This is a genomic window from Angustibacter speluncae (genome assembly GCF_054777815.1).
Genome location: NZ_BAAHAF010000173.1, coordinates 39,766 through 63,127 on the forward strand (window position 1 = coordinate 39,766; position 23,362 = coordinate 63,127).

The 23,362-nt window shown below is 73.6% G+C and carries 21 protein-coding genes; 8 read left to right on the plus strand and 13 right to left on the minus strand.

Annotation, left to right across the window (positions count from 1 at the left end):
• Positions 1-20: 20 nt before the first annotated feature.
• Genes ACYVKY_RS19780 through ACYVKY_RS19790 form a run of 3 tightly spaced genes read right to left on the minus strand, consistent with a single transcriptional unit; the run spans position 21 to position 3,189 of the window.
• Positions 21-872, minus strand: a complete 852-nt coding sequence (locus ACYVKY_RS19780) for a carbohydrate ABC transporter permease (RefSeq protein ID WP_460436701.1) — start codon at positions 870-872, stop codon at positions 21-23.
• Complete coding sequence (locus ACYVKY_RS19785; RefSeq protein ID WP_460436702.1) at positions 869-1,891, minus strand: carbohydrate ABC transporter permease; 1,023 nt, start codon at positions 1,889-1,891, stop codon at positions 869-871. Before ACYVKY_RS19785 ends, ACYVKY_RS19780 begins: the two co-directional genes overlap by 4 nt.
• Complete coding sequence (locus tag ACYVKY_RS19790) at positions 1,888-3,189, minus strand: type 2 periplasmic-binding domain-containing protein (protein WP_460436703.1); 1,302 nt, start codon at positions 3,187-3,189, stop codon at positions 1,888-1,890. Before ACYVKY_RS19790 ends, ACYVKY_RS19785 begins: the two co-directional genes overlap by 4 nt.
• A 120-nt stretch (positions 3,190-3,309) precedes the next feature.
• On the opposite strand from ACYVKY_RS19790, the gene ACYVKY_RS19795 reads away from it, so the two are divergent.
• A complete protein-coding gene (locus ACYVKY_RS19795; protein WP_460436704.1) occupies positions 3,310-3,915 on the plus strand; it encodes a polysaccharide deacetylase family protein in 606 nt (201 codons plus the stop codon).
• A gap of 30 nt (positions 3,916-3,945) precedes the next feature.
• On the opposite strand, the gene ACYVKY_RS19800 is transcribed toward ACYVKY_RS19795, so the two are convergent.
• Positions 3,946-5,133 carry an endo-1,4-beta-xylanase gene (locus ACYVKY_RS19800; protein ID WP_460436705.1) on the minus strand — a complete coding sequence of 396 codons (1,188 nt, stop codon included), beginning with the start codon at positions 5,131-5,133 and terminating at the stop codon, positions 3,946-3,948.
• Between the two features lie 126 nt (positions 5,134-5,259).
• Complete coding sequence (locus ACYVKY_RS19805; protein WP_460436706.1) at positions 5,260-6,474, minus strand: ROK family protein; 1,215 nt, start codon at positions 6,472-6,474, stop codon at positions 5,260-5,262.
• 66 nt (positions 6,475-6,540) lie between these two features.
• Here ACYVKY_RS19805 and xylA point away from each other — a divergent pair, with 66 nt between their 5' ends.
• Positions 6,541-7,719: an apurinic/apyrimidinic endonuclease family protein gene (gene xylA, locus ACYVKY_RS19810; protein ID WP_460436707.1), complete on the plus strand. Its 1,179-nt coding sequence runs from the start codon at positions 6,541-6,543 to the stop codon at positions 7,717-7,719.
• Positions 7,720-7,743: 24 nt separating this feature from the next.
• Here xylA and ACYVKY_RS19815 read toward each other — a convergent pair whose 3' ends face one another.
• The 6 genes from ACYVKY_RS19815 to ACYVKY_RS19840 form a co-directional block, all read right to left on the minus strand.
• Positions 7,744-8,715 carry an NAD-dependent epimerase/dehydratase family protein gene (locus tag ACYVKY_RS19815; RefSeq protein ID WP_460436708.1) on the minus strand — a complete coding sequence of 324 codons (972 nt, stop codon included), beginning with the start codon at positions 8,713-8,715 and terminating at the stop codon, positions 7,744-7,746.
• A 21-nt stretch (positions 8,716-8,736) separates the two neighbouring features.
• A complete protein-coding gene (locus ACYVKY_RS19820; RefSeq protein ID WP_460436709.1) occupies positions 8,737-9,087 on the minus strand; it encodes a hypothetical protein in 351 nt (116 codons plus the stop codon).
• A gap of 92 nt (positions 9,088-9,179) precedes the next feature.
• Positions 9,180-9,833, minus strand: coding sequence for a hypothetical protein (locus ACYVKY_RS19825; protein ID WP_460436710.1), 654 nt, complete (start codon positions 9,831-9,833; stop codon positions 9,180-9,182).
• Between the two features lie 53 nt (positions 9,834-9,886).
• Entirely contained in the window at positions 9,887-11,485 is a 1,599-nt protein-coding gene (locus tag ACYVKY_RS19830; RefSeq protein ID WP_460436711.1) for a xylulokinase, read from the minus strand.
• Positions 11,482-12,999, minus strand: a complete 1,518-nt coding sequence (gene araA / locus ACYVKY_RS19835) for an L-arabinose isomerase (RefSeq protein WP_460436712.1) — start codon at positions 12,997-12,999, stop codon at positions 11,482-11,484. The genes ACYVKY_RS19830 and araA overlap by 4 nt, the downstream gene beginning before the upstream one ends.
• A 35-nt stretch (positions 13,000-13,034) precedes the next feature.
• Positions 13,035-13,712, minus strand: coding sequence for an L-ribulose-5-phosphate 4-epimerase (locus ACYVKY_RS19840; protein WP_460436713.1), 678 nt, complete (start codon positions 13,710-13,712; stop codon positions 13,035-13,037).
• Positions 13,713-13,971: 259 nt separating this feature from the next.
• Between ACYVKY_RS19840 and chvE the strand changes: the two genes are divergently transcribed.
• The 4 genes from chvE to ACYVKY_RS19860 all read left to right on the plus strand — a co-directional run bounded on the left by chvE (position 13,972) and on the right by ACYVKY_RS19860 (position 19,152).
• Positions 13,972-15,117, plus strand: coding sequence for a multiple monosaccharide ABC transporter substrate-binding protein (gene chvE, locus ACYVKY_RS19845; protein WP_460436714.1), 1,146 nt, complete (start codon positions 13,972-13,974; stop codon positions 15,115-15,117).
• 139 nt (positions 15,118-15,256) lie between these two features.
• A complete protein-coding gene (gene mmsA, locus ACYVKY_RS19850) occupies positions 15,257-16,828 on the plus strand; it encodes a multiple monosaccharide ABC transporter ATP-binding protein (protein WP_460436715.1) in 1,572 nt (523 codons plus the stop codon).
• Positions 16,825-18,090 (plus strand): multiple monosaccharide ABC transporter permease, encoded by a 1,266-nt coding sequence (gene mmsB, locus ACYVKY_RS19855; RefSeq protein WP_460436716.1) that lies wholly within the window; start codon positions 16,825-16,827, stop codon positions 18,088-18,090. The genes mmsA and mmsB overlap by 4 nt, the downstream gene beginning before the upstream one ends.
• A 39-nt stretch (positions 18,091-18,129) precedes the next feature.
• Positions 18,130-19,152, plus strand: a complete 1,023-nt coding sequence (locus ACYVKY_RS19860) for a LacI family DNA-binding transcriptional regulator (protein WP_460436717.1) — start codon at positions 18,130-18,132, stop codon at positions 19,150-19,152.
• A gap of 30 nt (positions 19,153-19,182) precedes the next feature.
• On the opposite strand, the gene ACYVKY_RS19865 is transcribed toward ACYVKY_RS19860, so the two are convergent.
• Together ACYVKY_RS19865 and ACYVKY_RS19870 are read right to left on the minus strand one after the other, a co-directional pair.
• On the minus strand, positions 19,183-19,359 hold the full coding sequence (locus tag ACYVKY_RS19865) for a hypothetical protein (protein WP_460436718.1): 177 nt from the start codon (positions 19,357-19,359) through the stop codon (positions 19,183-19,185).
• A gap of 87 nt (positions 19,360-19,446) precedes the next feature.
• Positions 19,447-21,495 carry a putative bifunctional diguanylate cyclase/phosphodiesterase gene (locus ACYVKY_RS19870; protein WP_460436719.1) on the minus strand — a complete coding sequence of 683 codons (2,049 nt, stop codon included), beginning with the start codon at positions 21,493-21,495 and terminating at the stop codon, positions 19,447-19,449.
• A 113-nt stretch (positions 21,496-21,608) separates the two neighbouring features.
• Between ACYVKY_RS19870 and ACYVKY_RS19875 the strand changes: the two genes are divergently transcribed.
• Both ACYVKY_RS19875 and ACYVKY_RS19880 read left to right on the plus strand, forming a co-directional pair.
• Complete coding sequence (locus ACYVKY_RS19875; RefSeq protein ID WP_460436720.1) at positions 21,609-21,917, plus strand: hypothetical protein; 309 nt, start codon at positions 21,609-21,611, stop codon at positions 21,915-21,917.
• Positions 21,918-22,008: 91 nt separating this feature from the next.
• Positions 22,009-23,019, plus strand: coding sequence for a hypothetical protein (locus ACYVKY_RS19880; protein WP_460436721.1), 1,011 nt, complete (start codon positions 22,009-22,011; stop codon positions 23,017-23,019).
• Positions 23,020-23,362: the final 343 nt, after the last annotated feature.

Consider the following 23,362-nt stretch of genomic DNA (forward strand, 5'->3'; position numbering starts at 1 on the left):
CCTTCCGGGACGTCGGTGGGTCAGCCCTTGACCGCGCCCTGCAGGCCGTTCACGATGCGGCGCTGCAGGGCGAGGAAGAAGACGAGGGCGGGGACCATGGCCAGGGTGGTGAAGGCGAACACGCCCGCGGTGTCGGACGAGTACTGCGAGGAGAAGTCGGCGACGCCGAGGGGCAGCGTGCGGCGGTCGCCCTGCAGCAGCAGCAGCGGCAGCAGGTAGGCGTTCCACGACGCGACGAAGGCGAGCACGCCGACCGTCACCGCGCCGGGCCCGGACAGCGGCACGACGACCCGCCAGAAGAACTGGATCCGGCTGGCGCCGTCGACGACGGCGGCCTCCTCGATCTCGGTCGGGATCGCCATCAGGAACGGCCGCAGGATGATCACCGTGACCGGAAGCGAGAACGCCGCCTGCGGCAGGGCGACGCCCCACCAGGTGTCACCGAGGTGCATCTGCCGCGTGATGATGACGAAGAGCGGGATGATCGCCACCGTCAGCGGGAACAGCAGGCCGACGACGAACACCATGTACAGCGGCTCGCGCCACCGGAACTGGTACCGGGCCAACGGGTACGCGGCCATCAGGCCCAGCCCGACCGTCAGGACGGTCGTGATCGCCGCGATCGCCGTGGAGTTCAGCGCGTACGTCCAGAAGCTGCTGCTGCCCAGCACCTTCGCGTAGTTCGCCGTGGTCCACGGGTCGGGCAGGCCGGCCGGCGACTCGGCGAGCTGGGCGTTCGTGCGGAACCCGCCGAGGACGGCGTACAGCACCGGCCCCAGCGTCAGCGCGACCACGACGAGCGCGGCGAGCAGCACCAGCGGCGTGGTCGCGGGGGAGCGGCGCGGGCGGCGGCGCACGTCGATCGCGGTCACACCGCACCTCGCCGGGCGGACGCGTCGGCGGCGCCGACGTCGCGACGCAGCACGAGCGCCTGGTAGGCCACCGCTGCGACGAGGGCGACCACGAACAGGATCACCGAGGCCGCCGTGGCGATGCCGTAGTTGTAGCGCTTGGTGCCCTCGGTCACGAGGAAGGTCGCCATCGTGGTCGTGGCGTTGGCGGGTCCGCCCCCCGTGAGGATCCAGACCATGTCGAACTGCTGGATCGACCCGATCATCGACAGGAACGCCCAGGTGCGGATGGTGGGGCCCAGCAGGGGCACGGTGATGCGGCGCTGCACCTGCCACCACGAGGCGCCGTCGAGCTGCGCGGCCTCGACCAGCTCGTCCGGCACGCCCTGCAGGCCGGCCAGGAAGAGCAGGACGGCCAGGCCGAGGTACTTCCAGGTGAGCACGCCGAGCAGGGCGTACATCGCCAGACCCGGTGTGCCGAGCCACCCCTGCTCCGGCCCGGACAGCCCGACAGCACCGAGCAGGGCGTCGACCACGCCGTAGTTCGGCTGCAGCAGCTGCAGCCACACCACGCCCGCGATCACCTCGGACAGCACGTACGGGACGAAGATGATGGTGCGCAGCGCCCCCTGCCCGCGCATCTTCCGGTTCAGCAGCAGCGCGATCGCGAGGCCCAGCGGCAGCTGCACGACGATGGACAGCACGACGATGACGACGTTGTGCGCGAACGCGTCCTGGAAGACGTCGTTGCGCAGCACGGTGACGTAGTTGCCGAGGCCGACGAAGTCGACGAGCGGGCCGAAGCCCTTCCAGCGGTAGAACGAGAACTGGACGGCGCGCACGACGGGCCACACGACGAAGACCGCGAACAGCGCCAGCGCGGGGCCGACGAACATCGCGACCTCGAGCGCGGTGCGGACGCGACCGCGCCGGCGGGACCCGCCGGGGGCCGGCCGCGCGCTCGCGCGGCCGGCCCCGGCGACGGGGGTGGAGGAGGCGGTGGGGACGGGAGCCGTCCTGCCGCGGGTGGCCGAGGTCACCCTTCCGCGTCCGCCGCCTGCTGGGTCTTCTCGACGATGGCCTCCGGCGTCGTGGAACCGGCGAACAGCAACGCGATCTCGTCGTTCATCGCGCCACCGACCGACTGGCCGAACGCGGTGTCGAAGTACAGCTGGACGTACGGCGCCTCGTCGCGCACCTCGAGCAGGCCGGCCAGCGCCGGGTCCTTGACCGAGTCGCCGGCGGCCGGGTTGGTCGGCAGGCCCATGTCGCGCTCGGCGAAGCCCTGCTGGACCTCGTCGGAGAGCAGGTACTGCACGAACTCCACGGCCACGTCGGGTGCGTCCTGCGAGACGGCCCAGGCGTCACCGCCGCCGAGCGCGGCCGTCTGGTCGCCCTCGCCGCCGTCGACCGACGGGAAGGGGAACCAGCCGAGGTCCTCGCCCAGCCCCTGCTTGTCCTCGGTCAGGCCCTGCATGACCCCCGGCTCCCAGTGGCCCTGCATCTCCATCGCCACCTTGCCGGTCGCGAGCAGGCCCGAGGCGCTGGTCGGTCCGGTCTGCGCCGAGGTGGCGAGGAAACCCTGGTTGAAGGGCTGCGCGTCGACGATCGACTGCAGGTCCTCGCCGGCGCGCAGGAAGCACTCGTCGGAGAAGTCGAGGGTCTGGACGGCGTCCTCGAGCACCTCCTGCGGGCACTCGCGCAGCGCCAGGTAGTACCAGTAGTGCGCGGCCGGCCACTTGTCGCCGGCGCCGACCGAGATCGGCTCGATGCCGGCCTGCTTGATCGTGTCGGCGGTCGCGAGCAGGTCTTCGAGGGTGGTCGGGGTCTCGGTGACGCCGGCCTGCTCGAAGAGCGCCTTGTTGTACCAGAACCCCACCACGCCGACCGAGAACGGCAGGGCGTAGGTCTTGCCGTCGACCTGCCACCCGGCGACCGAGCCGCCGAGCTTGTCGATCTCGTCGGCCGCGACGTCGGTCAGGTCCTTGGTGAGCCCCGCCTCGACGTGGTCGGCCAGCTCGCCGCCGCCGCGCTCCATGTAGACGTCCGGGGCGTCGCCGCCCTGGAAGGCCGCGTCGAGCTTGGTCAGCATGTCCTCGTGCTGCATGGCGCTGACCTCGACGGTGACGCCCGGGTGGTCGGCCTCGAACTGGGCGGCGACCTCGTCGTAGTAGGCCTTGCCGGGGTCGGTGTTGGAGTTGTGCCACCAGGTGATGGTGGAACCGTCCTGCGAGTCCGTCTCGCCGCTGCTCGTGCCCTCGCTGCCGGTGCCGCACGCGGCCAGCAGCACCGCGGCGGTGCCGAGGGTCAGCGCCTGCGTGACCCGGGTCCTTGTCATCCTGGTGGGCTCCTCGTCGTTGAGAGAGTGGGGGTGCCGGGCCCAACCTGACACCGCGGACCCCAGGTCGTCAATCGTTGTCGATAACGTTATCGAAACGCGGACGGACGGAGGTGGCGGGTGCTGGTCGAGAACCCGGTGGTGCAGGCGCGCGGCGACGGGCGCGTGGTCGCGCTCACCGTCGACGACGGGCCTGCCGCCGACACGCCGGCGCTGCTCGACGTCCTCACCGACCTGTGTGTCGTCGCCACGTTCTGCGTCGTGGGGGAGGGGGTGCGCGCGGCGCCGGACGTGCTGCGGCGCACCGTGGCCGAGGGACACCTGCTCGCCAACCACGGCTGGGACTTCGCCGATCTCGGCGCTGCGCCCGAGGAGGAGGTGGAGCGCTCGCTGGTCCGCACGTCGCGCGAGATCGAGCGGGCGGTCGGGTCGGCGCCGGTGCGGTGGTACCGCGCGGCGAACGGGAGCTGGGGCCGCACCGCCGCGGTGGCCGTGCGGCTCGGCCTCCAGCCGCTCGGTGTGACGGGGACGATCGACGACTGGCGCACCCAGCACGTCGGGGTGCTCGAGCGGAACCTGCGCGCGGCGCTGCGCCCCGGCGGGCTGCTGCTCGTGCACGACGGCGGCGGCGACCGCCGGGGGACGGTCGCCGCGGTGCGACGCGTGGTCGGCGAGGCGCTCGCCGACGGGTGGACGTTCACCGTCCCCCGGCACCCCGACGACTGAGCTCGCCGGGGTGCCGGGGACCGGTGGTCGTCAGCGGCTGGGACGCTGGCGGATCCGCGGCTGGGTGGTGGTCGAGGCCAGGTCGGACTGCAGCGAGCGGTACGCCGGCTTCGGCTGGTACTGCGCGTCGTAGATCGCGGCCATCGCCTCGCGGCCGGGGCCGTCGCCGAAGTCCCAGGTGTTGGTCCAGCTGTGGCCGTCGTCGAAGCCCCAGACGGTGTAAGAGATGCAGTGCCTGCTCGCCAGGCACCCGCGCAGCAGCGCGCTGTAGTCGTAGGCCTGGGCCTGCAGCAGCGGGTTGAGCGCGTCGCTCGTGGGCTCCTCGGGCAGCAGGTTGCGCACGTCGACCTCGGTGAGCGCCGTCGCCACGCCGAGGCCGGCGAACCGGTCGAGCATGTCCTGCACCTGGAACGCGGTGTAGTTGCCGTACCGCGTCGACAGGTGCGCCTGGCTGCCCACGCCGTCGATCGGTACGCCCTTGCGCCTGAGGTCCTTCACCATGTCGTAGACGAACTGGGTCTTGTCGAGCGGCCCGCCGTCGCCGAAGGCGTCGATGTTGTAGTCGTTGTAGAACAGCAGCGCCTTCGGGTCGGCTTCGCGCGCCCACCGGAACGAGTCGGCCACGTAGTCCGGGCCGAGGTGCTCGGCCCAGAAACCCTTGTACGTGATCTCGCCGTCCGGGCTGTCCCACGGGTCGGTGGCGGCCTCGTTGACGACGTCCCACTGCCAGATCCGGCCCTTGAAGTGCGAGACGACGGTCTTCACGTGGTTGCGCAGGATGCCCCGCAGCTCGGTGTCGGAGATGGTGCCGTCCTCGACCCCCTGCGTCAGCCACGCCGGCAGCTGGTTGTTCCACACCAGCACGTGACCGCGCACCCGCTGCTCGTTGGTCGCGGCGAACGCCATGAACTCCTCGGCGGCGGCCCAGTCGTACTGCCCGCGAACGGGTTCCAGCGTCTCCCACTTCATGACGTTCTCTGCGGTCACCGTCGAGAACTCGGTGGAGGCGATCTCGCGGTACGTGGGGTCGTCGAGGGCGTCGTTGCTGATCGCCGTGCCCATCGCCAGCTTGTGCCGGTCGGCCAGCGCCTGGAGCGTCTGCTCCTGCGGTGGGGCCGGTCGGCGGCCGGCGACCGCCGACGGGGTGGCCAGCGTGGTCGCGACGACCGCGGCGGCCGCCGCCAGCCCGAGGGCGGCGACGAGTCTGCCTGTTCTCATGGAGTGCTCCTTTGCACTGCAACGGGTTCGAACGTGTAGAACGTTATCGATATCGTTACCGAACGCAAGGGGCTCGCGGGGACGAATCGGTCGGGGTCGGCCGGGGCCGCAGGTGGTGGGCTGGGTTCAGCCTGCGAACCGTCCGGGGTGCGCGACCACCTCGGCCAGGCCGTGCAGGGCCGCACCGGTGGCGCCGGGGGCGTCGTCGGGGTCGGCCGTGCGCACGACGGGCGCTGTCCAGCGGGCCGAGAGCGCACGGCGTCGCAGCCCGGCGTCCAGGTCGGGACGCAGCAGGTCGCCCAGCACCCCGAGGTGCCCGCCGAGCACGATCGCCGGGATGTCGACGACGTTCACCACCCCGGCCAGGGCCACGGCGAGGGCGCGCGCCGCGACGGCGACGGCCTCGCGAGCGGAGGCGTCGCCCGCCCCGGCCCGCTCGACCAGGTCGGCGGTCGCCGCTCCTGGCTCGAGCCCGGCGGCGGCCAGCAGCGCCCCGCGGCCGGCGTAGCGCTCGAGGCAGCCGGTGGAGCCGCAGGGGCAGGCGGGCCCGGCGGGGTCGACGCAGACGTGGCCGATCTCGCCCGCCCACCCGTGACGTCCACGCATCACCCGGCCGTCGACGACGACGGCACCGCCGACGCCGGTCTCGCCCGAGACGTAGACGAAGTCGCTCACCGGACCCGGTCGCCCCGGGACGCGCTCGGCGACCGCGTGCGCGGCGAGGTCCGCCTCGTTGCCGACGTGCAGGGTCGACCGGAGCGCCGCGGGCAGGTCGACGCGTGCCGCGACGTCGACGTCGGACCAGCCGAGGTTCGGCGCGAGCAGGAGCCGCCCGGTCGTCGGCTCGACCAGACCCGGCAGCGCGAGGCCCGCGGCGACGACGCGGGTGCCGGTCGGTGCCCGCTCGAGCACCTCCTCGGCGACCCGCGACAGCCGGCGCAGCACCGGGGCGGGCCTGCTGCCGACGTGCTGGCCCGCGACCACGGCCCCGGCCACGACGCGGCCGCGCAGGTCGAGCAGCCGGGCTGCCACGAACGTCGCGTTCACCTGCAGGCCGAGCGCAGCGACCCCGCTGCCGCCGACGAGCGGGGTGGCGGGACGCCCGCGGCCCGACGTCGCCGGCTCGAGCTCGTCGAGCAGGCCGGCGGCCACGAGGTCGTCGACGAGCCGCGACACCGTGGAGCGGGTCAGCCCGGTCGCGTCGGCCACGGCTGCGCGCGAGGGCGGGACCCCGGCCGCGAGGACGGACCGCAGCACGAGCCCGAGGTTCGCCTCGCGCAGCGCTCCCTGGCGGGACCCGCTGCGCCCGTGGGCCTTCGGGGCTCGTGCGGAACCGGTCACCGCTTGACCCTAGCCGAACGACGGCTTAAGTTGCAGCGCACAACTAATACTCGACGAGGAGTCCCGATGGTTCGCCAGCCCACGCCCGACGACAAGTTCTCCTTCGGTCTCTGGACGGTGGGCTGGACGGGTACCGACCCGTTCGGCGGTCCGAGCCGTCCGGCGCTCGACCCGTGGGAGTACGCCGAGAAGCTCGCCGAGCTCGGCGCGTGGGGCGTCACGTTCCACGACAACGACGTCTTCCCGTTCGACGCCGACGCCGCGACCGCCGCCTCGATCGTCGACCGGTTCCGCTCGGCCACCGACGCCGCGGGCCTGGTGATCGAGATGGTCACCACCAACACCTTCAGCCACCCCGTCTTCAAGGACGGCGGCCTCACCTCGAACGACCGCGGCGTGCGCCGGTTCGGGCTCCGCAAGATCCTGCGGGCCGTCGACCTGGCCGCCGACCTCGGCGCCACGACGTTCGTGATGTGGGGCGGCCGCGAGGGCAGCGAGTACGACGGGTCCAAGGACGTCTTCGCGGCGATGGAGCGGTACAAGGAAGGGCTCGACACCGTCGCAGGTCACATCAAGGCGCAGGGGTACGACCTGCGGATCGCGCTGGAGCCCAAGCCGAACGAGCCGCGCGGCGACATCTTCCTGCCGACGGCCGGCCACGCCCTGGCGCTCATCGCCGAGCTCGAGCACGGCGACATCGTGGGATTGAACCCCGAGACCGGCCACGAGCAGATGGCCAACCTCAACTACACGCACGGGCTGGGCCAGGCGCTGTGGAGCGACAAGCTCTTCCACATCGACCTCAACGGCCAGCGCGGTCTGAAGTACGACCAGGACCTCGCCTTCGGCCACGGCGACCTCATCTCGGCGTTCTTCACGGTCGACCTGCTGGAGAACGGCTTCCCGGCCTACCCCGACGGGCCGCGCTACACCGGGCCCCGCCACTTCGACTACAAGCCCTCGCGCACCGAGCACATGGACGGCGTGTGGGAGTCGGCGAAGGCGTGCATGCAGACCTACCTGCTGCTCGCCGAGAAGGCGGCCGCGTTCCGGGCCGACGCGCGGGTGCAGGAGGCGATGGCGTACGCCGGCGTGCTCGACCTCGCGGAGCCGACGCTGGCCGAGGGCGAGACCGTGCAGGACCTGCTCGCCGGCGACGACGGCTTCGACCCCGAGGCCGCCGCGCAGCGCGACTTCGGCTTCGTGCGCCTGCAGCAGCTGGCGATCGAGCACCTCGTCGGCTGAGGGCGGCCCCTCGCGCGCGGGTACTCAGACGACGAGCGGGGCGGCGGGCTCGAGCCGTCCGTCGGCCACCAGCCGGCGGACGGCGTCGAGCACGGCGTCCTGCGCGTGCCACACCGGGGCGTAGCCGAGCACCTCGCGGGTGCGCTCGATCGAGACGTGGTGGCTGCGGACGAGGTGGTCGTGGCTCTGCTCGGCGAGCTCGTCCGTGGTCGAGGCGCGGAACTCGTCCCAGCCGACGTGGCGCAGGTCGGCCTCGCGGCCGAACCACGACGCGCCGGCCTCGGCGAGGCCCCGCACCGTCGTGGCCGTCGGCGCGACGACGTCGAGGGCCAGACCCGCTGCGGCCGAACGGCGCTCGATCGCGAGCTCGAAGGCCTGCGCGACGTCGTCGGCGTGCACGTGGTGCAGCAGCTCGGCCCCGAACCCGGGCACGGCGAGCGGCTCGCCCGCGGACAGCGTGCGCCACACGCCGAGGTCGAGGTTGCCGAGGGGGCCGATCGGCTCCCAGCCGGGGCCGCTGATGTGCCCCGGGTGCAGCGACGTCGTGACCAGCCCGCCGGAGGCGGTCTCGTCGCGCAGCAGCCGAACGATCGCGGCCTTGGCGGTGCCGTAGTCGCCGAGCGGCGGGGACGCGTTCTCCTCGGTCACGGGGACGACGCGGCTGGGGCCGTAGCGCCAGATCGAGCCGCAGTGCACGAGGTGCTCGACGCGGCCCCGCAGGCCCTCGACGAGCGCGGCGGCCGAGTCGACCGTGAAGCACACCAGGTCGACGACGGCCTCGGGATCGTGCTCGAGCAGTCGTGCGGCGAAGGTGCCGGCGCGGTCCTCGGCCTCGCGGTCGAGGTGCACCTGCTGCACCTGCGACCAGGCCTCGTCGGGGGTGTACGCGGAGCGCTGCCCCCGCGAGACGACGACCACCTCGTGCCCGCCGCGGACCAGCCGGGGGACCAGGTAGGTACCGACGTGCCCGCTGCCACCGACCACCACGACGCGCATGCGCCGACAGTAGGCGACGGGTCAGCCCAGGTGGCGACGCACCAGGTCGAGGACGGCCCGACCGAACGGGGTGAGCGCGGTGCCGCTGCCGTCGCAGCTGCCGCACGGCCCGACCCGCGGCTCGTCCGGGATGCCCGCGGTGAGGTCGGCGAGCTGCTCGCGGACGATGTCCTGCAGGATCGGCTCGCGCCAGGCGTCCACGGCCTGCACGCTCAGCCGCGCGTGCTCCTCGTCCCAGCGGGCCCAGGCGGCGCTGTGCGCCTTGCCGGTGCCGGCGCACACCTCGCACCACTGCTCCAGCGCCGGCTGCCCCAGGTCGAGCGCGACCCGTCGTTCCTGCACCTGCACCCCGACCTCCACGTCGTCCCGCACGCCGGGCCACCCCGCCCGGCGGCGCCATCGTCGCGGACGGTGACGGGCGCGTCAAAGACCGCCGCGAACGGGTGACCGGATCCGCTGCGCGGCTACGCCGTCGGCGGTACCGGCGTCCCCGTGCGGCGGTCGCGGACGATCGCGTCGAGGGCGGGGAGGTCGCCCGGGGTGCCCCCGCGACCGAGCGCCACGCGGTCACGGGTGAGGTAGGCGTCGACGGCCGCCGCGACGCCGTCCAGGTCGCGCGGGGGCAGGTACGCGGCCGCTCCTGCGTCCAGCAGCCGGCTGACCGGGCCGACGTACGAGACGCCCAGCTCGTCGTCGTCGATCTCGGTGACGACGACGCGGGCCCGCGGGAAGCGGTGCTGGAGGCGCGAGAGCAGCTGCGGGCTCACGGGGTTGATCAGCAGGACGTCGGTCGTGTCCGGGGCGTCGTGCAGGTCGAGCACCAGGTAGCCGGGGCCGAACCGCTCGGCGAGGGTCCGGCGGGCGGAGGAGGACAGGCGCATCGCCGTCGCGACGACGAGCACTCCGTCGGGCACCTCGGGCGGCGGGGGCGGTGGTGCCGCGGGCGTCTGCACCACGCCCTCGAGCACGGCGGCGCGGAAGGACAGCGAGCCGACGTCGCGGCCGCGGCGCCGCACCCGCACCTCTGCGCCGGTCATGGCGGCCTCGACGGCGCGGCGCACCTCAGGTGGCAGCGCGTCGAGCTCCACGGCCGGCGGCGGCCTGCGGCCCAGCCTCATCCCGACACCGTACGACGCGCGCGCCGCCGGGCGGCGGCACGACGCACACCCGGTCAGGTGTGGTCGACCGCCGCGCGCTCGACGGCCAGGCCGCGCTCGTACCGATCGAGGAAGTCGGCGAAGCCCGTCACGTCGTCCGCGTCCGGCTCGACGACCTGCGCCGTGCCGCCGGCGAAGACGTGCTCGGCGAGCCAGGTCGGCAGGTCGGCCTCGCCGTCGCTCACGAGGTAGCAGGCGAGCACCGCGATGCCCCACGCGCCGCCCTCGCCCGCGCGGTCGTCGACCGCGACCGGGGTGTCGAGCGCGGCGGCGAGCATCCGCTGCGCGACCTGCGCGGTGCGGAAGACGCCGCCGTGGCCGACCAGCACGTCGAGCCGGACGCCCTCGTCGTCGAGGACCCGCATGCCGAGCGCCAGCGCGGCGAACGCCGCGTAGACCTGGGCGCGCACGAACGACCCGAGGGTGAGGCGGCTGCCGGGCGTGCGCAGCACGAGCGGACGGCCCTCCTCGAGCCCGGTGACGGGCTCGCCGGAGAGGTTGTTGTACGCCAGCAGGCCGCCGGCGTCCGGGTCGGCCTCGAGCGCCTCGCGCAGCAGCACCCCGAAGACCTCGTCCGGACCGAGCTCGTGGCCGGCAGCGGCGGCGAACCGGGCGAAGACGCCCGCCCAGGCGTCGAGCTCGCTCGCGCCGTTGTTGCAGTGGACCATCGCGACCGGGTGCCCGTCGGGCGTCGTCACCAGGTCGACCTCGGCGTGGACGCGGGTGAGCGGCTCCTCGAGCACGACCATCGCGAACACGCTGGTCCCGACGCTGACGTTGCCGGTGCGCGGCGCGATCGCGTTCGTCGCCACCATGCCGGTGCCGGCGTCGCCCTCCGGCGGGCACAGCGGAGCCCCCGCCTCGAGCGTCCCCGCGGGGTCGAGCAGACGCGCACCCTCGGCGGTCAGGTGCCCCGCGGTCGCGCCGGCCGACGCGACGCGGGGGAGCAGGTCGAGCACGCCCGCGCCGGGGCGCGCGGCGGTCAGCAGGGCGTCGAACCGCCGGACGAGGTCGAGGTCGTACCCCGAGCCGTCCGCGGCGACCGGGAACACGCCCGACGCGTCGCCGACGCCGAGGACGTGCTCGCCGGTGAGCCGGTGGTGCACGAGTCCGGCCAGCGTCGTGATCCGGGCGAGCCGCGGCAGGTGCGGCTCGGCGTCGAGGACCGCCTGGTACAGGTGCGCCACCGACCAGCGCAGCGGGATGTTCACGCCGAGCTCGTCGGTGAGCAGGCCCGCGGCGCGCTCGGTGCTCGTGTTGCGCCAGGTGCGGAACGGCACCAGCAGGCGGTCGTCGGCGTCGAGGGCCAGGTAGCCGTGCATCATCGCCGACACCCCGAGCGCGGCGAGGGCGGTCGGGCGCGCGCCGTGCCGGGCCTCGGCGTCGTCGCACACGGCGCGGAACGAGGCCTGCAGGCCGGCGACGACGTCGTCCTCGTCGTAGGTCCAGACGCCGTCGACGAGCCGGTTCTCCCAGGCGTGGCCGCCGGTGGCGAGCACCGTGCCGGTGCGGTCGACGAGCACGCTCTTGATCCGGGTCGACCCCAGCTCGATCCCGAGGACGGCGTCTCCCGCCTCGAGGACGGCGCGGGCGTCCGGCACCGTCGTGGTCACACCAGCCGGCCGGCGAGCCGGTGGTACGCCGCCGACGCCCGCAGCGACTCGCGGAGCCCGTGCGTCGTGGTGCCGTCGCCGACCACCACCAGCTCGGTGCGCAGCATCTCGGCGAGCTCGCGGAACTCGGCGGTGCCGACCGCGGTCGACAGCACGGTGTGGTGGGGTGCGCCCGCGAGGATCCAGCCCTCGGTCGAGGTCGCGAAGTCGGGCCGCGGCTCCCACACCGCGCAGGCGACGGGCAGGTTCGGCAGCGGCTCGTCGGGCTCGACGACGTCGATCTCGTTGAGCGTCAGGCGGAACCGGTCGCCGAGGTCGCTCAGGCCGACGACGACCGCCTCGCCGGGCGCGGCGGTGAACCGCAGGCGGACGGGGTCCTCCTTGCCGCCGATGCCCAGCGGGTGCACCTCCAGGCTCGGCCGGCCGGCGGCGATCGTCGGGCAGACCTCGAGCATGTGGGCGCCGAGGATCTTCTCCTCGCCGGGCGTCGCGAGGTCGTAGGTGTAGTCCTCCATGAACGACGTGCCGCCCGGGCGTCCGGCGGCCATCGCCTTCGTCGTGCGCAGCAGCACCGAGGTCTTCCAGTCGCCCTCGCCGCCGAACCCGTACCCGTCGGCCATCAGGCGCTGCACCGCCAGGCCGGGCAGCTGCCGCAGCCGCCCGAGGTCCTCGAAGTTCGAGGTGAACGCGGTGAAGCCACCGGCCTCCAGGAACGAGCGCAGGCCCCACTCGATCGCGGCGCCGACGCGCAGCGACTCGTGCCGCTCGCCGCCCGGCAGCAGCTCGGCGGCCACGTCGTAGGCGTCGGCGTACTCGGTCACCAGGTCGTCGACGGCGTCCGAGGGCGCCTGGTCGACCAGGTCGGCGAGCTCGGTCACGGCGTAGGTGTTCACCGACACGCCGAACCGCAGCTGGGCCTCGACCTTGTCGCCCTCGGTGACCGCGACGTCGCGCATGTTGTCGCCGAAGCGGGCGAGCCGCATCGAGCGCAGCTCGTGCACGGCGCGGGCGGCACGGGTCCACACCGCGACGCGCTCGCGGACGACAGGGTTCGACACGTGGCCCGCGACGACCGACCGGGCGACGCCGAGACGCGCTGTGACGTGGCCGAACTCGCGGTCACCGTGCGCCGCCTGGTTGAGGTTCATGAAGTCCATGTCGATGGACGACCACGGCAGCGCCGCCCCGGCCTGGGTGTGCAGGTGCAGCAGCGGCTTGCGCAGCGCGTCGACGCCCGTGATCCACATCTTCGCCGGCGAGAACGTGTGCATCCAGGTGACCACCCCGGCGCAGTCCGGGTCGGCGTTCGCCTCGAGCACCGCGCGGTGCACCGCCGCCGCGTCCTTGAGCACCGGCTTCCACACGACCTCGACCGACAGGTCGCCCTCGGCGCCGAGCTGCTCGGCCACGGCGCGCGACTGGTCGGCGACCTGGCGGAGGGTCTCCTCGCCGTACAGGTCCTGGCTGCCGGTGAGGAACCAGACCTGGAGCGGGCGGACGGGGATGGCGGGCACGGGACCTCCTGGTGGTGGCTGGTGGCGACTGCGGCTCAGCGCTGGCCGTAGACGTGCTGGTAGCGGTCGAAGAGGGAGTCGACGTCGGCCGGGGGGATGCGCGGCGGCTCACCCAGCTGGCGCGCGACGTGCACCGACCGCGCGACGTCCTCGAGCATCACCGCGGCCTTGACGGCGTCGCGGGCGTCGGAGCCGATCGTGAACGGGCCGTGCCCGGCCATCAGCACCGCGCGGCTGCGCGACCCGCGCAGGGTGTCGACGATGCCCTTCCCGATCGAGTCGTCGCCGATGAGCGCGAACGGTCCGACGGGGACGTCGCCGCCGAACTCGTCGGCCATCATCGTCAGGACGCAGGGGATGGGCTCGGCCCGCGCGGCCCAGGCCGTCGCGTACGTCGAGTGCGTGTGCACGACGCCGCCGACGTGCGGCATCTCGCGGTAGACGTACGCCGCCGCCGCGGTGTCGGACGACGGCGCGTGCTCGCCGTCGACCACGCGGCCGTGCAGGTCGCACACCACCATCGACGCCGGCGTCAGGTCGTCGTAGGAGACCCCGGACGGCTTGATGACCATCAGGTCGTGGCCGGGGACGCGGGCCGAGACGTTGCCGGCCGTCCAGACGACGAGGCCGTAGCGCACCAGCTCGCGGTGCAGGTCGCTCACCTGGCGGCGCAGCTCGGCGATCGCCTGCTGCGCGTCCGTCACGGCGGTCATGCGCGGGCCTCCGGTGCCTGTCGGGGACGGGGACGCGGGGCCGTGCGGTCGACGCCCACGGCTCCCTGGCACGACTGTGAACGTTCACACCGCGATCGTCAAGACCAGGCCCCTCCGACGAGCCGTTACCAAACCGTGAGCCAGATGGACCGTTCGGAGGACTTGACGCGGCCGGAGTGTGAGCGTTCACAATCGGGGCAGGCCGCGATGGCGCGACCAGCCGCCCAGCGAGCGGCAGGCGAGAGGACGAGGAGAACCTGTGAGCAGCAAGAAGCTCAGCTTCCTGGCGGTGGGCGCGGCGCTCGCGCTCGGACTGGCCGCCTGCGGCGGCGAGGGTGCGGGTGGCAACGGCGGCGGCGGTGGCGGTGCGACCGACGCGGCCCCCGAGGACCTGACGATCGGCGTCTCGATGCCGACGCAGACGTCCGAGCGGTGGATCGCCGACGGCAACAACGTCAAGGAGCAGCTCGAGGAGAAGGGCTACACCGTCGACCTGCAGTACGCGAACGACGACATCCCCACGCAGTCGCAGCAGGTCGACCAGATGATCACCCAGGGCGCGGACGCCCTGATCATCGCCGCGATCGACGGCACCGCGCTCGCGGCCCAGCTGCAGAACGCCGCCGACCAGGACATCCCGGTGATCAGCTACGACCGGCTGATCCGCGACACCGAGAACGTCGACTTCTACACGACGTTCGACAACTTCGCGGTCGGCGTCGCCCAGGCGGAGGCACTGCTCGAGGGCCTCGGCGGCGAGAGCGCCACCGGGCCGTTCAACATCGAGCTGTTCGCCGGCTCGCTCGACGACAACAACGCCTTCTTCTTCTTCGACGGCGCGATGAGCGTGCTCCAGCCGAAGATCGACGACGGCACGCTCGTCGTGAAGTCGGGCCAGGTAGAGATCGAGCAGGTCGCGACCCTGCGCTGGCAGCAGGAGACCGCGCAGAAGCGCATGGAGGACCTGCTGACGTCGACGTACAACGACGGCAGCCGCGTCGACGGCGTGCTCTCGCCGTACGACGGCCTCTCGCGGGGCATCATCACCGCGCTGTCGAACGCCGGCTACGGCCCGACGCTCGAGGGCGGCGCCCAGCCGATGCCGGTCGTCACCGGCCAGGACGCCGAGATCGCCTCGGTCAAGCTGATCGCCGACGGCGTGCAGTCCTCGACGATCTTCAAGGACACGCGCCTGCTCGCCGAGCAGGCCGTGATCGCGGCCGAGGCCTACCTCGAGGGCGGCGAGCCGGAGGCGAACGACACCGAGACGTACGAGAACGGCGTGAAGGTCGTGCCGTCGTACCTGCTCCCGGTGGTCACGGTGTTCGCCGACGACATCCAGGCCGAGCTCGTCGACACCGGCTACTGGACGGCCGAGGAGGTCGCGGCGGGCCAGGCCGGCTGACCCGCACGACGCTCCACCAGCACGACCGCTCCACCAGCACGACACCCCGGACCCCCGGGTCGGCAGCACCGGCTGCCGGCCCGGGGCCCCGGTCCCACAGCAGGAACCGGCACGACCGGACGACGGAGAGAGGGCGACGGTGCCTGAGCACGACCTCGCGCTGCGGATGCGCGGAATCACCAAGACGTTCCCCGGCGTCGCGGCGCTGTCCGACGTCGAGCTGTCCGTGCGGCGCGGCGAGATCCACGCGATCTGCGGCGAGAACGGCGCCGGCAAGTCGACGCTGATGAAGGTGCTCTCCGGCGTGTACCCGGCGGGCAGCTACGACGGCCAGATCGAGCTGTTCGGGACTCCGGTGCACTTCTCGTCGATCCGCGACAGCGAGCACCACGGGGTCGTCATCATCCACCAGGAGCTCGCACTCGTACCGCACCTGTCGATCGCCGAGAACATCTTCCTCGGCAACGAGCGTCGCGGCCGCGGCGGGCTGATCGACTGGAACCGCGCCAACGCCGACGCCGACCGGCTGCTGGCGCAGGTGGGCCTGCGCGAGGGCGCGGTGACGCCCGTCGGCCAGCTCGGCGTGGGCAAGCAGCAGCTCGTCGAGATCGCCAAGGCGCTGAGCAAGGACGTGCGCCTGCTCATCCTCGACGAGCCCACGGCGGCGTTGAACGACACCGACTCGGCGCACCTGCTCGGGCTGCTGCGCTCGCTGCAGCAGCGCGGCATCACCTCGATCATGATCTCGCACAAGCTGAACGAGATCGAGGAGATCGCCGACACCACCACGATCATCCGCGACGGCCGCACCATCGAGACGCTGCCGATGCGCGGCCCGGACGGCGAGCTGCTGGTGTCGCAGGACCGCATCATCCGCGGCATGGTCGGCCGCGACCTCGAGCACCGCTACCCGCCCCGCGAGCACGTCGCGCCCGGCCCGGAGGTGCTCCGGGTCGAGGGGTGGACGGTGCGCCACCCCACCCAGGACCGCACGGTGGTCAAGGACGTCTCGATCGACGTCCGCGCCGGCGAGGTGGTCGGCATCGCCGGCCTGATGGGTGCCGGGCGCACCGAGCTCGCGATGAGCGTGTTCGGCCGGTCGTGGGGCCGCCACGTCGCCGGGCGCGTCCTGGTGCACGGAAAGCCGGTCAAGGTCGACACCGTGCCGCGGGCCATCGCGAACGGCATCGCGTACGTCACCGAGGACCGCAAGAAGTACGGGCTGAACCTCATCGACGACATCCGGCGCAACGTCTCGGCGGCTGGGCTCGGCAAGCTCAGCCGCGGCGGCTGGGTGAACGACAACGAGGAGACGAAGGTCGCCGAGGCCAGCCGGAAGAGCATGAACATCAAGGCGCCCAGCGTCGCCTCGCTCACCGGCAAGCTCTCGGGCGGCAACCAGCAGAAGGTCGTGCTGTCGAAGTGGATCTTCACCGATCCCGACGTGCTGATCCTCGACGAGCCGACCCGCGGCATCGACGTCGGCGCGAAGTTCGAGATCTACACGATCATCAACCGCCTCGTCGCCGAGGGGAAGGCGATCGTCGTCATCTCCTCCGAGCTGCCCGAGCTGCTCGGCATCTGCGACCGCATCTACACGCTGTCGGCCGGGCGCATCACCGGCCAGGTCCCCGTCGCCGAGGCGACGCAGGAGCGGCTCATGGAGCTGATGACGCGACAGGCCACCACGGACAAGGAGCTGACCCGATGACCACCGCCCTGACCAAGTCGCCCGGACCGGGCAAGGGCCCCGGCGACGACGACACCGGCGCCACCGCGTCGGCGGCGCTGCACTCCGGCTCCAGCAACCTGGTGCAGCTGGTCACCCGCAACATGCGCCAGAGCGGCATCTTCGTGGCCTTCGTGGTCATCGTCGGCCTGTTCGCGATCCTCACCGACGGCGTCTCGCTGTCGCCGGGCAACATCACGAACCTGGTGCTCCAGTACAGCTACATCCTCGTCCTGGCGATCGGCATGGTCATCGTCATCGTCGGCGGCCACATCGACCTGTCGGTCGGGTCGGTCGTCGCGCTCACCGGCGCGGTGTCGGCGATCCTCGTCATCCGCGAGGGCCAGCCGTGGTGGGTCGGCGTCCTCGCCGCCATCGCGGTCGGCGTGGTCGTCGGTGTCTGGCAGGGGTTCTGGGTGGCCTACGTCGGCATCCCGGCCTTCATCGTCACCCTCGCCGGCATGCTCCTGTTCCGCGGCCTCACCCAGATCGTGCTCGACAACCTCTCGCTGTCGCCGTTCCCCGGCGAGTACGCGCGGATCGCGAGCGGCTTCCTCAACGGGCTGCTCGGCGGGTACGGGTACGACGCCTTCACCCTGCTGATCGGCGCGGTCGCCGTCGCCGGGTACGCCGTCAGCCAGTTCCGCACCCGGATGGCGCGCATCCGCTACGAGCAGGCGGTGGAGTCGTTCCCGCTGTTCGTGCTGAAGGTGCTCGCCGTCGGTGCCGTCGTGATGGCCTTCGCGTGGCGCCTGTCGACGGCGCGCGGCCTGCCGATCGTCCTCATCATCCTGGCCGTGCTCGTCCTCACCTACGCCGTGGTGATGAAGCGCAGCGTCTTCGGGCGCCAGGTCTACGCGATCGGCGGCAACCTGTCCGCGGCGCAGCTGTCCGGCGTCAACGTCAAGCGCACCAACTTCATGATCTTCGTCAACATGGGGATGCTCGCCGGCATCGCCGGCGTGATCTTCTCTGCCCGCTCGAACGGCGCCCAGCCGAGCGCGGGCAACATGTTCGAGCTCGACGCGATCGCGGCCGTCTTCATCGGGGGCGCGGCCGTGACCGGCGGCATCGGTACGGTGACCGGGGCGATGGTCGGCGGGTTGATCATGGCCGTGATGAGCAACGGCATGCAGCTCATGGGCGTGGAGCAGCCGATCCAGTCGGTGGTCAAGGGCCTGGTGCTGCTGCTCGCCGTCGCCTTCGACGTCTACAACAAGCGTCGGGCCGCCGCCGCGAAGTGAGCCGCGGCGGACCGGTCCGTCGCCAGGGGGAGGGCCACCGTGTCGGTCAACGAGGCGGGGCGCGCGCCGGTCATGGCCGACGTCGCCCGCCGTGCGGGCGTGTCGTACCAGACCGTCTCGCGCGTCATCAACGACCACCCCAGCGTCGCACCGGGCACCCGCGCGCGGGTGAGCGCCGCCATCGCCGAGCTCGGTTACCGGCCCAACGCCGCGGCGCGCGCGCTGGTGACCCGGTCGAACCGCACCATCGGGCTCGTCACGGTGAACATCAGCCAGTACGGCCCGGCGCACACCATGCTGGGGCTCGAGGAGGCCGTGCGCGGAGCGGGGTACGGGCTGGGCGTCACCATCCTCGACGACCTGTCGCCGGAGGCGATGACCGAGGCCGTCGACCGGTTCGTCGCGCAGTCGGTCGACGCCGTGGTCGTGCAGGCCACCTACGACGCCGCCGTGCACGCCATCGCGGGCCTGCGCGTCCCGGTGCCGCTCGTCGCGGTGCAGGCGGCGCACGGCGACGTGCCGACGGCGTCGGTCGACCAGCTCGAGGGGGCGGGGCTGGCCACGCGGCACCTGCTCGGGCTCGGGCACCGCACGGTGCACCACGTCCGAGGCCCGCACGACTCGCAGGAGGCCCGGGCCCGCGTCGAGGCGTGGCGGCTGACCCTCAAGGCGACGTCGGCGCCGGTGCCCGAGGTCGAGGCGGGCGACTGGACCGCGGCGTCCGGCCACGAGGCCGGCCTGCGGCTCGTGGCCCGCCGGGCCGCGGGGGAGCCGGTCACCGCGGTCTTCGTCGCCAACGACCAGATGGCGCTCGGCGTGCTGCGCGCGCTGACCGAGGCCGGGCTGCGCGTGCCCGACGACGTCAGCGTCGTCGGCTTCGACGACATCCCCGAGGCGGCCTTCCTCTCACCGCCGCTCACGACGGTGCGCCAGGACTTCGCCGCGCTCGGGCGCCAGTGCGTCGACCTGGTCCTGCGGCTGCTCGACGGCGGCACGGCGTCCAGCGAGGCCGTCCACCCCGTCCTGGTCGTGCGGGCCAGCGCGGCGGCGCCGTCCGCGTGACGTCCGCGCGGCGCCGTCGGGTGGCGCCGGTCAGCGGTCCCGGACGGGTCCGGTGACGGTCATGATCACGGCCACCTCGTCGCGGGTCAGCGGCCGCTCGCCGACCGCGCGCGCGGCCTCGTCGTAGGGCGTCGCGACGGCGGACCGGTCGGTGCGCGCGGCGACGGTGCCCTGCGTGGGCACCTGCCCCTGGACCTGCGGCGACATGCTGCGACGGTAGGCCGCTCGCCGGCCGTCTGACAGGGGTTCGGGTCGAGATCGCGCGGGCGCACCGGGGACGCCGGTGCCGATGCACTAGCTGGTCGCGGGCTCGGGCTGCGCCCGCCGGGGGCGGGGCACGGCCGTCGTGGCCGGCGGCGTCCCGTGGGCGTCGAGCCACCGGGTGAGCGCCTCGGCGGGCATCGGCCGCGCGAGGTGGTAGCCCTGGGCGGTGTCGCAGCCGAGCCGCTCGAGCTCGGCGAGCGCGTCGCCGTTCTCGATGCCCTCGGCGACGACCGTCATGCCCAGGCTGTGCGCGAGCTGGATGGCCGAGGTGACGATGGCGATGTCGTCGGCGCCGCCCGGTACGGCGTCGTCCGACGCGCCGGGGCCGAGGTCCGTGCCGAGCCCCATCACGAAGGACCGGTCCACCTTCAGCTCGTCGACGGGCAGCGCGCGCAGGTAGCTCATCGAGGAGTAGCCGGTGCCGAAGTCGTCGATCGACACCCCGATGCCGTGCTCGGCCAGGGCGCTGAGGGTGCGCCCCGCCTGGGCGGCGTCGGACATGATCGCCGTCTCGGTCAGCTCCAGCCGCAGCAGCTCGGGCGGCAGGCCGCGGCCGCCCAGCTGCGCGAGGACGCCGGCGGCGAAGTCGTCGTCCTGCAGGGAGGTCGCCGAGATGTTCACGGCGACCTGGACGGGCGTGCCGGCCCGCCACCAGCGGGTCGCGTCGTCCAGCGCGAGCCCGAGGACGGTCTGGGTGAGGGGGCGCATCAGCGCCGTCGTCTCGGCCAGCGGCAGGAAGGCCGCGGGTGCGAGCAGGCCGCGCTGCGGGTGGCGCCAGCGCACGAGCGCCTCCGCGCCCACGACGCCGCCGCCGTCGATGCGGACCTTGGGCTGGTAGTCGAGCACGAGCTCGCCGGCGGCGATGCCGCGGCGCAGGTCGGTCAGCAGGGTGAGGCGGTCCAGGCTCGCGACGTCGTCGGCGTCGGCGTAGACCCGCACGCCGCCGGTGGACGCCTTGGCCTCGTACATGGCGATGTCGGCGCGCCGCAGCAGGTCGGCGACGACGTCGGTCGGCTGCGCCCCGCCGACGGGGTCCCAGCTGGCGACGCCGACGCTGGCGTCGACGTCCAGCTCGACGCCGGCCACGTCGAACGGGGCGTGCAGGGCCGCCTGCAGGCGGGCGGCGGCCGCGGCCGCCGCGTCCGGGGCGCCGCCCGGGAGCAGGAGGGCGAACTCGTCCCCGCCCAGCCGCACGAGCGCGTCGCCCGGTCGGGTGGACGCCGACAGCCGGCGGGCGACCTGGACCAGCAGGTCGTCGCCCCAGGTGTGGCCGAGGGTGTCGTTGACCTCCTTGAACCGGTCGAGGTCGATCATCAGCAGCGACACCGGCTCGCCGACGACGCGGGCGCGCTCGACCGCGTCCTGGCCGACACGGGCGAGGTGGGTGCGGTTGGCCAGCCCGGTCAGCTGGTCGTGGTGGGCCTGGTGGTCGTAGGCCGAGACCGCCGAGGTCAGGCTCCGGCGGGCGTCCTCGGCGAATCGCCAGTTCACCAGGGCGCCGATGCACGCCGCGGCGAAGAAGCCGGCGTGCACGGCGGCCCACAGCCAGGGGTCCTCGTGCGCACCCTGGTGGGAGAAGACCGAGTGGGGGGACAGGGTGCCGACCACCCCGTGCTCGAACAGCACGTAGGCGACGGCCAGGCCGAACGGCGACCAGTCCTCGTACATCGCGACGACCGGCACCATGACGAAGAAGTGGAAGTGCGCCTCGATCGCGCCGCCGGAGATGTCGACCAGCACGCTGGAGCAGATCACGAGCCCGATCGCACCCAGCGCGGACCGGGCGCCCCGCGGCAGCCGGCCCCAGCTCGCGGCGAGGGCGAGGAGGGCGATGCCCGCCCCCTGCAGCAGGGAGTCGCGCACGTCGTGGCCGCGGGCGATCGCGAGCAGCGGCAGACCGACCGCGTGCAGCGCGAGCAGGACGACGACCCACCGGTGGCGGCGAGCCCAGTCGGTGTCGGGCAGGGTGCGGCCGGTCGGGAGCCACCGCACGAGCGCGGCAGGGACGAGGGCGGCGCGGACGAGGGCGGCGCGGGACGCGGGCGCGCCGACGACGCCCCCCTCCCGCGACCGGACCATGCGGCACCTGTCGGCGCCCCGCACCGCCTACTTGAGCACGGACGCCCGGACACCGCCCCATCGGCTCATGCCCGGGGCTACAGGTCGCAGCGGCACCTGCCGTTGACGTGATCGTGCCCGGAACAGGTGCCGGCGCCCTGACGCGCCTGACGACCCCCGTGCTGGTGGGTCTCGTCGTCGTGGCCGCCCTGGTGCTGACCCGGCCCACGCCGGCGCTGCGGACCTCGGCGCTGGTGACGTCGGCGACCGCGTCGGACGTGTGCGTCGACGCCCCGGAGGGGTCGCTGTGCTGGGACGCCGAGCACGTCGACCACCTGCGGCTGGGGGGTGTGCGCGAGGGGGACTGCCTGGAGGTGGTGTACGCGGCCCGGTGGGCGCCCGGCACGGTGAGTCGCGCCACCGGCGCACCGTGCCCGCCCTGACGGGGGTTCCGCCTGCGCCGCGCCGCGCCCGTGCACACTGTGCGGACCGTCGGCTCGACCGGCGCACGGACGAGGGGCGCCAGGGGGCCGGATGAGCCGCGAGGTGATGGGGACCGGGTCGCAGGACGCCGCGGTGGCCGCGCCGGGCCGCTCGGACGACCACGCGCAGGCTCCCGAGCTGTCGCTCACCGGCGACCCCGTGACGCCGGCCGTCGACCGCCCGACCTCGTCCGTCCGGTGGCTCCTGGCGGGCGCCCGCGGTCGTGCCGCCGGCGCGGTGGTGGGTGCCGCGGTCGTCGCGGCCCTGGTGGGCGCCGGGGCGACCGCCGCGGTGCTGGGCGCGGGTGCCGACGAGCCCCGGGTGGTCGCGTGGCTCGAGTTCGGCGACGGGGGTGGCTTCCCGGGCGGCGACGGGATCAGCATGGTGCTGAACGTGGTGAACGCGGGCCGGGGGGAGGTCGTGGTCGACGCCGTCGACCTGGACGCGGGTCCGACGCCCGGTGCCGGCGCCCCGGCCGTCGGCGTCGTGCTCGACGAGCCGGTCCGCGTCGCCCCCGGTGGCCACGCCCGGCACGACGTGGTCGTGCAGGCCGACGACTGCGAGCGCGGGCGACGACCGGCCCCGGGCGGCGACGAGGGGACGCTCCGGGTCGGCGTCACCGGCGCCGACGCACGCCGCACCTGGGTCGACGCCTCCGAGGTGGGCGCGTTCCCGGTGACCCCGGACGTGCTGGTCCAGTCGGTGTGCGACGCCGGCGACCTGGGACCGGTGCGGACGCAGCAGATGTCGGTCGGCGACGACGGCGAGCTCGTCGTCACCCTGCGGTCCACGGGTCCGGGCCCCCGTGTCCTCGAGGTGGTGGGACCCCCCGGGGTGCGGTTCACGAGCGAGCCCTCGCTCCCCGTCACGGTGCCGGGTCGGGACGACGGGAGCGTGACGGTCGCGGTCAGGCTGGTCGTCGACGACTGCACGAGCGAGGTGCAGGACCTGCAGGGTGCCGGGCAGGTGCGGCTCGTCGCCGACGAGCAGGACGTCTACGACTTCGACTTCCTCCTCCTGCACTCGTGGTACGTGCGCGAGGTGACCCGAAGCTGCGGCTGAGCGACCGGGCGCGAGGCCCAGCGGGTGACGTGGCCGGCTCGGTGTCGCGACCGCCGGCGCCGCCCCCCTCAGCTGCGAGGTGCCCAGCTCTTCGCACGGGCCGCGGTGGACGGCACCGGCGCGTCAGGCACGGCACGCGAGACGGTCGTCACGGACCAGGTGCGTGCCGACGCACGACAACGCCCCGGACGGGGGTGGACGTCCGGGGCGCTGCGGTCGTGACGGGTCAGCCGGTGAAGTCCGGCTGGCCCGGGACGGGACGGGCCGGCGGTGCGACCGGCAGGCCGCCGCCCCCGCCGCCCTGGGAGGCGAGCGAGACCACCGACGACTGCAGGTTGGCGCT